The sequence below is a fragment of the Phytobacter diazotrophicus genome, from assembly GCF_052061655.1.
In the GTDB taxonomy this organism is placed as follows: Bacteria; Pseudomonadota; Gammaproteobacteria; order Enterobacterales; family Enterobacteriaceae; genus Phytobacter; species Phytobacter diazotrophicus.
This window is the reverse complement of sequence record NZ_CM125428.1, coordinates 59,511-73,369: the sequence shown is the minus strand read 5'-3', so window position 1 is coordinate 73,369 and position 13,859 is coordinate 59,511. Positions and strand designations below refer to the sequence as shown.

The following is a 13,859-nucleotide window of genomic DNA, read 5'->3' as shown; positions in this document are numbered from 1 at the left end:
CCTTATTAATGTTTTTCTGGCGATGCGAAAGCCGTCAGCGCGTCGGCCAACTGCGTCTGCAAAGTCGCGTGTAACGATGCGGGGGAGAGAATGGTCAGGTTGGGCAGCCAGTAGCGCACCCAGGGTAATAGCTGGCGTTCATCGGCAATTTTGCAGGTAATTTCCAGGCTACCGTCGCTGTTTTGCGTGTCGATAACCTGGCCTGGCAGCACATCACGACGCAGGAAATAGCCCGCCACGGAAGCATTCACATGAAGGCGTACCGGGAATTTGTTGAGGCTGAACCAGACGTCATCTTCTTCATCGATGCACTGCTCAATGCGCGCTTCCGGCACAAACGTCTCGTCACACAGTTCCAGCCACTCCAGGCCGCTCAGCAAAAAGCCTTTGAGGTTTTCCTGTTCCATGGCCGCCAGGTACCAGACGTTTTTCACGTTCACCAGGCGGTACGGCTCAACGACGCGCGACTTCTCTTTATAGAAAAATGTGCATTTGCGGCGTTCGCTAATGGCCTGGCGGAGCAGACTGAAATGACGGGACAGCGCATTTTCACTCTCATGTTCTGCCGCCGGGTGTTTAATCGAAAATTGTGGGATACCTTCCGTCTGTAATAGCGCCGACCAGAAGGCCGGGTTCTGCCCGGCAAAAAGCGGTGAAACGCCCGCTATGTCCAGCAACTGGCGAATATCGCGGGTACGCAACGCCTGATGATATTGCGGAGCCAGGCAGTAACTGTCGCCGCTGATGTGTTCAATGATCGCGCTCAGGCGGCTAAGGTCGCGAAAGACAGTGCGCCCGGAAACGTTAAATGTCTCGGCTAACTGTTGGCGCGTCACCTGCTCTTGCTGGTGAAACAGGATGATTGTTTCGGCCAGACGGTGCGCCAGCTTTTCGTATGCTCCGGTTGCTTTCCCCACTTCGAATCCCTCACTCGCAGAAAATAACCGCAGTGTAATGGCAACGGATGACACGTTATGTCAGTGAGCGCGCGATAAAAAACACATTTTTCATATTCTGCGACACCGAAAGAAACTTAAGTCAAATCCCCTTCAGTTTTCTCTTCCCGATGCAAAGATCGCAGACGAATGCTTACTGTCGTTATCGACGTAAGGAACAGTTTAATAAAGCAAACCCGTAGCACGCTTTCGTTTACGGGGAATCCCGTTCATTTTTAGAAACTAAATTTTCTCCCAAAAAAAGTGACGTTTACTTTATGATAATAAAAGAAGGATTATATTAGGCCAACTTTTACTCTGTCTGACTAAATCGTCAATAATATATAACACACATATATACCCGTTAAATTATTGACCACATGAATATTATTCACTAAATATATATTTAGTCTCGCTTGCGCCTTGTAAAAAAGTGGGCCAGATAATTCACGTTCTGTTCAGAGATATTAGGTATGAAGACGCTTATTTCCATTTTATTAACATTTGTATTGTTGTTGACTTCCGCACAGGCAGGCATCCTTATCGACACCACGCGGATTATCTATCCTGCGGACAAGCAGGAAGTGACGCTTAACATCACAAATAATGCAAACACCCCGCGTCTGATTCAGGTCTGGGTGGATGACGGCAATCCTGATACTAATGCTAATAATGCTAACGTGCCTTTTATCGTTACCCCGCCCATTTTTCGCATTGACCCAGCGAAACGTCAGACTTTACGTATCATATACACCGGCGGTAAGGTGCCGCAGGATCACGAATCGGTCTTCTGGCTTAATGTCCTTGAAATACAGCCAAAATCCTCAGCACAAAAAGAAAGTGCGAATGATTATGTGCAGTTTTCCATCCGTTCGCGCCTGAAACTTTTCTTTCGTCCCAAAGGGCTGTCAGGTTCACCAGAAGAGGCGGTTTCCACGCTACGCTGGCGCGTCGCGCATGGCGGGGTGGAATGTATAAACCCTTCTCCATTTAACGTTTCTTTCCACAAGATAAGTCTTTCGACGACATCAGAAAAAGATAATGAATACCAGCATGGAATGTGCCGGGCCAAAGCAACATCTGTCTTCTCATTTAAAGAAAAGACAAGTCAGAAAATATTTTTCACCACAATAGATGATTATGGCGGCTTAACGAAACACGAAGCAAGACTGAGCCATTAAAAAGCACCGGGATAATATTATGCAAAAATATATCTATTCTATAGCGCTTATTATTTTAGCATCACTGTTTGTGCCCGTTAGCTGGGCAGGTTGCACGGTAAGCAACCCAACAAGTTATACGGCAACAATTCCAGCCACAACACTCTCTATCGCGCAAGATAAACCATGGGGGCCGATTGGCGACGTTATAACTATTCCGACCGGGCCAGATGCAGGCGTCGTTTGTACAGAACAACCAGTACAAGTTATGTTAAAGTATGGAACAGCGATGCCGCCGTCACCTTTCTTCCCGGATGTATATAATACGAACGTACCGGGGATCGGTATTAAAGTATGGGATGACTTTGTCTCGTCGACAGGCTGGGCCTATGGCTTTGATATTGCGGTCAATAATGATCTTCAGTACTGGTATTCCTGGCCACCAGACTACCTTACTTTGCCTAACCGTCTCACGGGTATAAAAATTCAGTTTTATAAAATTGGTGAAGTTACTACCGGGAAAATACAATTACCTTCGCCGTTAGTTGAAGGCTGGGTTAACACGAGTGTCAGCGCTGCCGGGGCGGTACGCTATGGCGTGGTAAACGTAGTCACTTCTAATATCTCTCTGAAAATTGCGGCCTGCCAGACACCTGATATTTCAGTTGATATGAAAAAAAACGCCTATTCTGATTTCCCTGATGTCGGCTCTACCAGCAAACCTGTGCCATTTAAATTTCAAATCAATAACTGTGATGCAGGTATGAGTGCGGTAAGTTATACCTTTAAACCTGCATCAGGGGTTACGCTCCAGGGCAGTGGTACCGGGCAATATCTCACCTTGAAAAACGATTCAACGGCCAGTGGCGTAGGAATTCAGTTGCAGTATGAAAATGGAGACAATGTCCCTTTTAATACTAAAACAAAATTCACAGGCTACAGCGGTGCAGGCAGTTACACCATTCCGATGCAGGCTCGCTATATCCGTACCGGGACAATCAAAGGTGGCTCGGCCAATTCAGCCGTGGAGTTTGAAATGACCTACGAGTAGGCTTCGCTGTTAAATTTCCCCTCTCTCTCAGGGAGGGGAGACACCGCCCTCCCTTCTTACCCAGGCAGTTCCCCCATTATTCAAAACCTCGCTATAGATCACGTTTCCCTGCCCTAACTCGGTTCAGCCTGTTGAACCACATGTATTCTCCCTTACACATGATGGATAAACTTTTACTCAATCAATAGAGGAGCCGTTATGGGCGGTAAAGGGTGTAATTCACTTATTCGGGCTGAGAAAATACTGACTTACATTGCCTATGTTGGCGCGGCGAGTTTTATGGAGTTGCTACGGGAATTTCAGTATCCGAAGAGCAGCCTGCTGAATTTATTAAATGTCATGGTTGATTGTGGATTTCTAACGAAAAGCGATCGCAATCAATATTCACTTGGCATTAAAAATTATGAGCTTGGCTGTCAGGCATTACACCGCAAAAATATTTTTGAGGTGACCAAACGCCCGATGCAGGAACTCTCGCAAAAAAGCGGGCTGGTCTGTCATTTAGGGGCCATTGAAGACTGCTATGCCATTTACCTCGATAAAGTGGAAAGTCCCGGTTCTGTACCCACGAAAAAAAGCTGGATAGGTAAGAAATTAGAATTACATATCACGGCGCTCGGCAAAGCGTTACTTGCCTGGAAGCCCCGTGAAGAGATGGATTATTTTCTGGATGCGTTAGCGCTCACCAAACATACCGAAAATACCTTTACAGATAAGAAGTTATTTCGGGAAGAGTTGCAAAAAACGCGTCTACGCGGATGGGCCATAGACAATGAAGAATCAACCTATGGCGCTGTATGTCTGAGTATGCCGGTATTCAATATGTATAACCGGGTTAATTATGCGATCTCACTGTCGGGCGATCCGGTGGTGTATTCAGGAAATAAGATCGATGGTTATCTCGAATTGCTCCGCCAGTGCGCCGGGCAAATATCATATGGGCTGGGATACCGGAGTGAAAGTGAAAACCTAAGAAAAGGAAACTGATGTAATGAAAAAGTTCAGGGGAATTATTCCGCCGGTCTCCAGCACCTTTGATAACGACGGAAATATCGATAAAACCGCCATGAAAGCGGTCGCGGATTTCCTGATTGAGAAAGGGGTCGACGGACTGTTTTATCTGGGGACCGGCGGGGAATTCAGCCAGATGAACACCAGCCAACGGATGGCGCTCGCCGAAGCGGCGGTCGCCACAGCAGATAAACGCGTTCCTGTGCTGATTGGCGTGGGTTCCCCCTCCACCGACGAAGCGGTAAAACTGGCGCAGCACGCTGAGGTTTGTGGCGCGGATGGTATTGTTGCCATCAACCCCTATTACTGGAAAGTCGCCCCGCGCAACCTGGACGATTATTACCACCGCATCGCGCAAAGCGTAAAGCTGCCGGTGATCATCTATAACTTCCCTGATCTGACCGGCCAGGACTTAACGCCAGACACCGTTAAACGCCTGGTTTTACAGAACGACAACATCGTTGGTATTAAAGACACCATCGACAGCGTCGGTCACCTGCGCACAATGATTAACACGGTTAAAGCAGTGCGCCCGGATTTCTCCGTTTTCTGCGGCTATGACGACCATTTACTCAACACGTTGCTGTTGGGTGGTGACGGGTCGATTACCGCCAGCGCCAACTTCGCGCCGGAGTTATCCATCGGCATCTACCGCGCCTGGCAGGAAAACGACCTCGCCACGGCCGCCACACTCAATAAAAAATTGCTCCAGTTGCCGTCGATTTATGCGCTGGAAACCCCGTTTGTCTCGCTCATCAAATATGCCATGCAGTGCGTGGGGCTCCCGGTGAACACGTATTGCCTGCCGCCAATTCTGGAAGCATCGGCGGAAGGAAAAGAGAAAGTGAAGGCGATCCTGGCCTCTCAGGGAATTTTAAAACAATAAGGGGAACACCATGTCTGTTCGCGAAATATTTGATAACGACAACCGGGAGATTTACCGCGTCAGGACGCATGCCGCTGGCCCGCAAGGCGAGCTGCCTCTGACCCCGGATATGCTGATCAACCGACCCAGCGGCGATATTTTTGGTATGACGATGAATGCCGGGATGGGCTGGTCGCCAGACGAGCTTAACCGTGATGGCATTCTGCTACTGAGCACGCTGGGCGGGCTTCGCGGGCCAGACGGGAAACCTGTCGCGCTGGCGCTTCACCAGGGCCACTACGAGCTGGATATCCAGATGAAAGCGGCGGCAGACGTTATCAAACACAATAACGCTCTGCCTTACGCGGTCTATGTCTCCGACCCGTGCGATGGCCGCACGCAGGGCACGACCGGGATGTTCGACTCGCTGCCCTACCGCAACGATGCCTCAATGGTGATGCGCCGCCTGATTCGCTCCCTGCCGGATGCCAAAGCGGTGATTGGCGTGGCGACCTGCGACAAAGGGCTGCCCGCCACCATGATGGCGCTCGCCTCTCAGCATGACAAAGCCACGGTGCTGATCCCAGGCGGCGCGACGCTGCCTGCGTTGCACGGCGAAGATAACGGCAAAGTGCAGACTATTGGCGCGCGTTTTGCCAATGGCGAATTGTCATTGCAGGGCGCTCGTCGGGCGGGATGCCAGGCCTGCGCATCATCCGGCGGCGGCTGTCAGTTCCTGGGCACGGCGGGCACCTCGCAGGTGGTGGCCGAAGGGTTAGGGCTGGCAATCCCCCACTCCGCTCTGGCGCCATCAGGCGAACCGGTGTGGCAGGAAATCGCCCGAGCTTCCGCCCGTGCAGCGCTGCAACTGACCCGGAAAGGCATTACTACAAAGGATATTCTCACCGATCAAGCCTTTGAAAACGCCATGATGGTTCACGCGGCCTTTGGCGGTTCCACCAACCTGCTGCTGCACATCCCGGCGATTGCCCATCAGGCGGGTTGTCATATCCCAACCGTGGAAGACTGGATCCGCATTAACAAGCAGGTGCCGCGCTTAGTGAGCGTACTGCCGAACGGCCCGGTCTATCACCCAACAGTGAATGCCTTTATGGCAGGCGGCGTGCCGGAAGTGATGCTGCATCTGCGCAACCTGGGTTTACTGCATGAAGATGTCATGACCGTCACCGGCAACACGCTCAAGGAAAACCTCGACTGGTGGGAGCAGTCTGAACGTCGGCAGATTTTCAAAGAACTGTTATTTAAGCAAGAACAGGTTACAGCGGACGAGGTGATTATGTCGCCGCAACAGGCCGCTAAACGTGGGCTGACGTCTACTATTACTTTCCCGGTGGGCAATATCGCGCCGGAAGGATCGGTGATTAAATCCACGGCTATTGATGCGTCGGTGATTAATGAAGAGGGCGTCTATTACCATAAAGGCGCGGCGAAAGTGTACCTCTCGGAAAAAGCCGCCATTTACGATATCAAACACGACAAAATTAAAGCGGGCGATATTCTGGTGATTATTGGCGCAGGCCCCTCCGGTACGGGAATGGAGGAGACCTATCAGGTCACCAGCGCGCTGAAACATTTGTCATATGGTAAACATGTCTCGTTAATTACCGATGCCCGTTTCTCCGGCGTCTCAACCGGAGCCTGTATTGGTCACGTCGGGCCAGAAGCTCTGGCGGGTGGGCCGATTGGTAAGCTACGTACCGGAGATATTATTGAAATTAAAATCGACTGCAAACAACTACATGGGGAGGTGAATTTCTTAGGAACCGATGGCCATACTATTATGCCATCGCGTGAGGAAGCGGCTGCAATATTAAATGCCCGTAATACGCATCCGGATTTAATGCCTGACCCGGAATTACCGGATGATACGCGCCTCTGGGCAATGCTGCAGGCCGTGAGCGGCGGGACATGGCGCGGCTGTATTTATGACGTTAATAAAATTAGTGAAGCGCTACAGGACTATATTAATAAGCCCTGAGTTAAGACATACCCATTATTAAATTATTTATTATTCGGCTGCCTGATTCAGGCAGTCTGGTAGATCACATCTGTATCCTGGAAAGAGAGGACGTTATGCCACTATTTATCGTCGTGGCAGGTATTGCTGTACTCCTGCTTTTAACTATAAGAATAAAATTAAACACCTTTGTTTCGTTAATTATCGTCTCAATCGGGGTCGCCATCGCCAGTGGAATGAACCTGAATAAAGTTGTCACCTCTGTCGAATCCGGCCTTGGCGGTACGCTGGGCCATATTGGTTTGATATTTGGTTTCGGTGTGATGCTTGGGCGTCTGTTGTCTGACGCGGGTGGCGCACAGCGTATCGCGCTGACCATGCTGAAATATTTCGGTGCGAAGAAACTCGACTGGGCGGTGGTCTGTTCGGCGTTTATCGTCGGGATTGCGCTCTTTTTCGAAGTCGGCCTGATTCTGCTGGTGCCGATTATCTTCGCCATCGCCCGGGAAGCGAAAATATCACCGATGTATATGTGCGTGCCGATGCTCTCCGGTTTGCTGGTTGCACATGGCTTTCTGCCGCCGCACCCAGGCCCTACCGTGATCGCCCGTGAATATGGCGCAGATGTCGGGATGGTGCTGATTTACGGCATTATCGTGGGTATTCCGACCTTTATTCTCTGCGGTCCGCTACTGAATAAAGTGTGCCAGCGTTTGATTCCGGATGCCTTTAAAAAAGAGGGTAATATTGCCTCTCTCGGCGCGACGAAAAGTTTTAGCGAGAGCGAAATGCCGGGCTTTGGCATCAGCTTCTTAACCGCCATGCTGCCAGTGATTTTGATGGCGCTGGTGACCATTATGCAAATGGCTCGCCCGAAAGACGCAGGCGATCCTGGCACGCTCTATAACATTTTTCTGTTTTTGGGGAACTCCACCATCGCCATGCTGATTTCGCTGTTGTTCGCGATTTACACCATGGGTGTGGGACGTGGGAAAACCATTTCGGAACTGATGGACTCTTGCAGCAAAGCGATTGCCGGGATTGCCGGTCTGCTGCTAATTATCGGCGGCGGCGGCGCGTTTAAGCAGGTGCTGATTGACTCCGGTGTGGGTCAGTACATTTCCACGCTGGTGTCGGGGATGGATATCAACCCGATTCTGATGGCCTGGGGTGTGGCGGCGTTCCTGCGAATCTGCCTGGGTTCAGCCACGGTGGCGGCGATCTCTACGGCCGGGCTGGTCATCCCGCTACTGGCGGCGCATCCTCATACCAATCTGGCGCTGATTACGCTGGCAACGGGTGCGGGGTCCTGCATCTGTTCACACGTGAATGATGCCAGTTTCTGGATGATTAAGGATTTCTTCGGCCTGACCACCAAAGAGACGTTGTTGTCCTGGACGCTGATGTCGACCCTGCTCTCCATCTGCGGCCTGCTGTTTATCTTACTGGCGAGTATGGTGATGTAGGTCGTACGGTAATTCGGGGGAGTGGCGTCACCGTGGGCTTCGTGCCGCGTAGACATCTCTCCCTCAGGAGAGGGAGCACATCGCGCTACCATCCCGCCACTGGCATTAAATGGCGTAGCGATAACCTTCCAGTGCTTTTACCGTCATTGGTAATCCCTGTTTAAGTAACATCGTCAGAAATTCATCAACGGTGAGCGGCGGATGCCTGAGGGACTGGCGTTGTCGTCTCACCGCTTCGAGCACCAAAGCATGGTTGAGATCGAATAGATCAGAGATGAAATCATCAGGATGGAGCGCTTCAATATCAAATGTATTGAGCACCGCCTGAGGAAAATCTTTGCGATTAAGCGTGACAATGATTTCTGCTTTGGCGCGAATCGCAGCAGCCAGAACATGTCTGTCATCTTCATCTGGCTATTCAAGGCCCGCAATTAACGACTCGTAACCAGTGACATTGGCATCGGGCAACGCAATGTTCATTAACTCAACCGTTCGCTTAAGTGATGCGGGGGCGATATCCATCCGATTCTGCAATAGATTTCGGCACCACTCCTCATGGATACGGAGACTCCACTTTGGTTGATACAGACCAGCAATCCCTAAATGCATCAGCAAATCCCTTAGCCTCGCAGGGTATAAAACACATGCATCCAGCATCACCGGGTAAGGTGAGTGTTTCATTAGTACATTCCTAAGTCTTGTGCCTGATCGGCCAGCGCCTGCATGGCATCCAGGCTTTCATGTTCCCGTTTGTTTTTATATTTCATTAAATCTGCAAACAAAACTCTGCGATGGCGACCTGTTTTGTGAAAAGGCAATTGCCCTTCCTCAAGCAGTTTGACCATATGGGGACGAGAGACATTAAGTATGTTTGCTGCTTCCTGCGTGGTGAGCTCGGCCTGGACGGGCACAATTTGCACAGCATTACCGGATGCCAGCTCGCCAAGAATATCCATTAGCAACGTCATCGCACTGGTGGGCAATTCAATTGTGTGGGTCTTTTCATCATCCCCAATAATCGAGATACGTTGTGTTTCCAGCCGGGTCGACAGCCATGTTGCGAGCTCTTTCTGTCCGCGCTGTGCCAGTTCACTCTCACGCGTATCGGGAAGATTTAATGAGGTCGATTTTGTTATGTGATTACCCTCCTTCTGCAATGGGAAGAAGTTTAAACGAAATAATCGAAATCAACAATAAACGAAATAAACGAAACAAACGAATGATCAACCAGTGAGTATCTGTTTTGAGCCGTCACGCCCTGGTACGACTAATCACCACTTCTTGTTTGATATTACGGGCGGAAAAACGGACTTTTAAAACACAACGCGCGAAGCTCTCCATCGAAAAACGTCCATTGTTTTTATCAAAAAATGAAAAAGAAAAAGAGATAAAAGTGAATTAAATAGCTTAAAAGCATTCATAAAATATATAAAACAAACATTCAAATCACCCATAAAAATATTAAAAAAGCAAAAACCATCACCCCCAAACATTCACAAAAAGAATATCAAAAAACGAAAAACCATAAGCGTGTGACAGCGCTCAACAAATTAGTATGGAATACAAACTAAATAAGCAAAAACACTTTACATAAACAGTATTCCTGGCAATAAATACGCAAAAAAGGACATCGAAGTCAGTTAATACTTACGATTAAGTATGGAAAGCAAACTAAAGGGTATTCATTATGACGCCTGTGGTTCCCAATACCTTACGCCAGATGAACGCGACGCTGGTGCTCAACATCATTCGCGAGCAGGGTCCATTATCACGCGCGCAAATCGCCAAAATCAGTGGACTGACCAAAGCGACCGTTTCAGAAATTATTAACGATTTACTGCTGGAGAAAATCATTTTTGAAGGCGGCGTCAGCGAACAAACCGGGCAAGGAAGAAAAGGCATTCTGATTAATTTTGATCCACACGCCAGGCTGGGGATTGGCATCGATCTGGGCGGAACGAAAATTACCTTTTCACTGTTTAATCTCGATGCCACGATTTTGTATGAAAAACGCGAAGCGACTTACCAGACCGACGATCGTAATGCCTTTATTGACCTTTTATCCAACAGCATCGCCAGCTTTATCGTGGAAAGTGGCGTTGAACATCGCCGTATCGGCGTTATTGGTCTTGCGACGCCCGGCATTATCGATATCAGTAATGGCGTAGTGCTGGAAGGCTCGCCCAATCTGCCCGACTGGTCCAGTCTTCCCCTGGCGGATGAGCTAACAAAGCGGCTTTCTCTGCCGGTCATCCTGGAGAATGACATTCGTGCCGCGCTGGTGGGCGAGATGTGGTGCGGTAAATGTCGCAACAGCAACAGCGCCGCGCTGATTGGCATCGGGACTGGCTTAGGCTCAGCCCTGCTGATGGACGGTAAGATCATTCGTGGCGCCAATAACGCAGCCGGCGAGATTGGTTACATGATTTTTAACCGCGGCCAGCTCTATAAAAACTGGCGCAATAAGGGGTGCTTTGAAAGCTACTGCTCAGGCTCTGGTATCAGCGACAGATTTAAAGAACTGACAAACCAGACGCTTTCTCTGGAAAAGATAATGTCATACGTGCATAAGGGCGACCCATTGGCCAGCGCGCTGATCAATGAGATGGCCGATTATTTAGCCATGGGGATTATTAATCTTGTGGCGATGGCAAACCTGCAGAAGGTGGTGTTAACCGGCGGCGTTACCCACGCAGCAGAATATTTCTTGCCCCGTGTGCAGGCTATTCTCGACAGACAGCTTTTCACCAATACCCACGTCACCGTGGAATTATCAGAATTACGCGAAAAAGCACCGCTTTATGGCATCGCCATTCTGGCGCTTTCCGCTATTTATCCCGCAATTCAATTTATGCCAGACGCACAAATTAATTAGTGCCGATCACCTGACGACAAGGAGAACATAATGGCAGGAATCCATTTGCATCCGCACGATATTCTGGACGAAGGAATGGAGAACATTCTGCAACGCATAGACGGCATGCAGAACGTCGAGCATTTATTTGTCGAATTAAATACCATTTTTGAACGTAATCCGTATCCCGTGGGCGTATTACCGCATAACCCGGTACACGAATCGGTAATGGGCAACGGCATGTTGCACGTCAATATTGATAATCCCGATACGCGTCTGCAGCAGAAAATAGACCCCGGCGTGCTGGCGGGCAACGACCCTTTGCGCCGGGTTCAACAGGCGACAGAAGGCACTCGCTATAAAGTGATTCCCTGGGTAAACATCCTGAACGGGGATTTTAGTGGTGATATCGCCAACAACCAGGTCGTTGATTATCGTGGCCGGGTCATCAAGTACTGGCTATGCCCCAATGCACCGGATGTGGCGGATTACTGGCAAAAAACGTTCAGCCGCATCAAGAGCCTTTACGGTTACGACACCTTCCTGATTGACCGTATCCGCTTTCCTGACTGGGCCGGAAAAGAGGTCAATCCCGCCGGGCTTTTTACCTGTTTCTGCCCGCATTGCCAGCAGGCCATGAAAGCGCAGGGCCTCGCGCCAGAGGTGGTCAAAGACGAGCTGGATAAAATCGCTGCCGCCCTTGCCGAAGGGGACTTCGCTTATCCCGTCGAGGCGTTTCGCGATAACCCCATCATTGCCCGTTGGGTTGCGTTTCGCCAGCAAAGCGTTACCGGGCTGGTCGAACGTATCCTGAAAAACGCGAAAGAGAACATTGGCGATATCCATTTCTGGCTCGACCTGTGGCCACCGGCCTACAGTTGGATCCTCGGGCAGGATTACCGCGCGCTGACGCGTCTTTCCGGCACGTTGAAACACTTCCCTTACCACAAACTCGGGGGCGGTGCAGACGTACAGGGGCTGGTCAATTTCTTTGCCAGCGATGAAGCCGCGCATGAACCCGCTTTTGAGGCGTTTAAAAAGTTGTTCAACCTGCCTTACGCGCTTAGCTACGAGGACTTTAAAGCCTCCGGCTTCCCGATCAGTTTCGTCAAAGAGCAAAACGACCGGGTACGCCAGCTCTCGCAGGAAGGTACTTTTATTTTCAGCGGCATCCAGATGTGGAATCTGCCGCCAGAGCAGTTGCTGGAAGCGGTACGCGCCGCAGAAGCCAGCGCCTGCGATGACCTGCTCTATTACTGCTACGGATGGGCAGATCAGGCGCTGTTTGACGCCATCGGAGAATATGAACTACGCAAGGAAGCTAAATAATGACGAATGCGCAAAAATGGAAAGTTTTTTTCCTGCTCTTTATGACCATGTTTTTGCTGGGCGGGATTCAGAACACTAAAGGGCTGATCCTTGAACAGGTACAGCACAGCATTGATCTCAATATGGGTCAGGTGGGGACGTTAATTACCCTGTTTCAGATTGGTTTTCTGATTTCCAGCCTGCTGACCGGCTACCTGACTGACAAAAAAGGTCTGAAAATCATGATGCTGGTCGGCTCGCTGCTGATGATTGCCGGCCTGATGGGCACCAGCCTTGCCTATACCGTGGCGCTGTTCTTTGGTTTCTATCTGGTGATTGGTCTGGGCATTGGCTCGATGATGGTCTCCATCGTGACCGTCATTCCGACCTTCTATAAAGACAAAGCCGGGATGATGTTCAATATTTCCAACGCCATGTTTGGCGTCGGGATGATTGTCACCCCGCTGATCCTGCATCAGTTGTTCGCCAACAGTGTCTCCTGGCGCGCCTTCTACGTTGGCATCGCCGTTATCGTCGCCGTGCTGGTGCTGGTTCTGAGCACATTGAAGCTGGAGAGCAATGCCCAGTCCAGCATGAAGCTGAGTGACTTTATCGAGCTGCTGACCCAGAAACGCATCATGGTCGTGATCGCCTTCCTGCTGTTCTATGTGGCAGCCGAAGCGGCGTTCCTGAACTTCTTCCCGATCTTCTACGCCGCACTCGATATCGCAGACCTGGACGCCGCCGGTAAGGCCGCGAAAGCCGCTTATGTTATTTCCTCGTTTGCCGGGCTGTTTACTATTGGCCGCGTAATTGGCGGTTTTATCACCCTGAAACTGGGCGAGCGCCGGACGCTGATTTGGTTCTCGATTCTGTCGCTGGTTTCCATCATCGTCAGCCGCATGCTGGTAGTGGAGTTCGTCTACCTGTTCATGCTGTTCGGCTTTGCCATGTCCGTGCTGTTCCCGACGGCGGCAGCGATTGCCACGCGCCTTACTCGCAAAAGCGGTTCGGTGATGGGGCTGATTTATGTCGCCTCTGGCTTCGGCGGCGCGCTGGCCGGGTCGGTCATAGGCCAGGTCTCCGACAGTTACGGTATCTCGACGGGCTTTAACTTCATCATCGCTTTCGTCGCCGTGTTCTTTGTCCTTGCAATGCTAATAAAAGAAAAAGCGCAGTAAACGTTGTACTTTTGGCAGCAGTTTGCCCCTGGCTCTCCCGTGCAACTGCT

The 13,859-nt window shown here is 50.3% G+C and carries 12 protein-coding genes; 9 read left to right on the top strand and 3 right to left on the bottom strand.

The window, feature by feature from the left end; translation table 11 throughout:
- Window positions 1-5: 5 nt before the first annotated feature.
- On the bottom strand, window positions 6-917 hold the full coding sequence (locus tag ACS0RQ_RS00360; protein WP_271849191.1) for a helix-turn-helix transcriptional regulator: 912 nt from the start codon (window positions 915-917) through the stop codon (window positions 6-8).
- A gap of 491 nt (window positions 918-1,408) precedes the next feature.
- On the opposite strand from ACS0RQ_RS00360, the gene ACS0RQ_RS00355 reads away from it, so the two are divergent.
- The 6 genes from ACS0RQ_RS00355 (at window position 1,409) to ACS0RQ_RS00330 (ending at window position 8,466) form a co-directional block, all read left to right on the top strand.
- Entirely contained in the window at window positions 1,409-2,116 is a 708-nt protein-coding gene (locus ACS0RQ_RS00355) for a fimbrial biogenesis chaperone (protein WP_271849190.1), read from the top strand.
- Window positions 2,117-2,135: 19 nt separating this feature from the next.
- Window positions 2,136-3,146: a fimbrial protein gene (locus ACS0RQ_RS00350; RefSeq protein WP_271849189.1), complete on the top strand. Its 1,011-nt coding sequence runs from the start codon at window positions 2,136-2,138 to the stop codon at window positions 3,144-3,146.
- 198 nt (window positions 3,147-3,344) lie between these two features.
- The gene (locus ACS0RQ_RS00345; protein WP_071195098.1) at window positions 3,345-4,133 is read left to right on the top strand and encodes an IclR family transcriptional regulator; all 789 of its coding nucleotides are present in this window, start codon (window positions 3,345-3,347) and stop codon (window positions 4,131-4,133) included.
- A 4-nt stretch (window positions 4,134-4,137) separates the two neighbouring features.
- On the top strand, window positions 4,138-5,043 hold the full coding sequence (locus ACS0RQ_RS00340) for a dihydrodipicolinate synthase family protein (RefSeq protein WP_271849188.1): 906 nt from the start codon (window positions 4,138-4,140) through the stop codon (window positions 5,041-5,043).
- Between the two features lie 10 nt (window positions 5,044-5,053).
- Entirely contained in the window at window positions 5,054-7,021 is a 1,968-nt protein-coding gene (locus tag ACS0RQ_RS00335; protein WP_271849187.1) for a YjhG/YagF family D-xylonate dehydratase, read from the top strand.
- A gap of 95 nt (window positions 7,022-7,116) precedes the next feature.
- Window positions 7,117-8,466: a GntP family permease gene (locus tag ACS0RQ_RS00330; RefSeq protein WP_039080081.1), complete on the top strand. Its 1,350-nt coding sequence runs from the start codon at window positions 7,117-7,119 to the stop codon at window positions 8,464-8,466.
- A gap of 105 nt (window positions 8,467-8,571) precedes the next feature.
- Here ACS0RQ_RS00330 and ACS0RQ_RS00325 read toward each other — a convergent pair whose 3' ends face one another.
- Window positions 8,572-8,787: a VapC50 family PIN domain-containing toxin gene (locus ACS0RQ_RS00325; protein WP_271849186.1), complete on the bottom strand. Its 216-nt coding sequence runs from the start codon at window positions 8,785-8,787 to the stop codon at window positions 8,572-8,574.
- A 359-nt stretch (window positions 8,788-9,146) separates the two neighbouring features.
- Window positions 9,147-9,602: a helix-turn-helix domain-containing protein gene (locus tag ACS0RQ_RS00320; RefSeq protein ID WP_271849259.1), complete on the bottom strand. Its 456-nt coding sequence runs from the start codon at window positions 9,600-9,602 to the stop codon at window positions 9,147-9,149.
- A gap of 551 nt (window positions 9,603-10,153) precedes the next feature.
- Here ACS0RQ_RS00320 and ACS0RQ_RS00315 point away from each other — a divergent pair.
- The 3 genes from ACS0RQ_RS00315 to ACS0RQ_RS00305 are packed head-to-tail and all read left to right on the top strand — an operon-like array spanning window position 10,154 to window position 13,809.
- Window positions 10,154-11,341 (top strand): ROK family transcriptional regulator, encoded by a 1,188-nt coding sequence (locus tag ACS0RQ_RS00315; RefSeq protein WP_271849185.1) that lies wholly within the window; start codon window positions 10,154-10,156, stop codon window positions 11,339-11,341.
- Window positions 11,342-11,371: 30 nt separating this feature from the next.
- Window positions 11,372-12,649 (top strand): hypothetical protein, encoded by a 1,278-nt coding sequence (locus tag ACS0RQ_RS00310; RefSeq protein ID WP_271849184.1) that lies wholly within the window; start codon window positions 11,372-11,374, stop codon window positions 12,647-12,649.
- Window positions 12,649-13,809 (top strand): MFS transporter, encoded by a 1,161-nt coding sequence (locus ACS0RQ_RS00305; RefSeq protein WP_110296008.1) that lies wholly within the window; start codon window positions 12,649-12,651, stop codon window positions 13,807-13,809. The genes ACS0RQ_RS00310 and ACS0RQ_RS00305 overlap by 1 nt, the downstream gene beginning before the upstream one ends.
- Window positions 13,810-13,859: the final 50 nt, after the last annotated feature.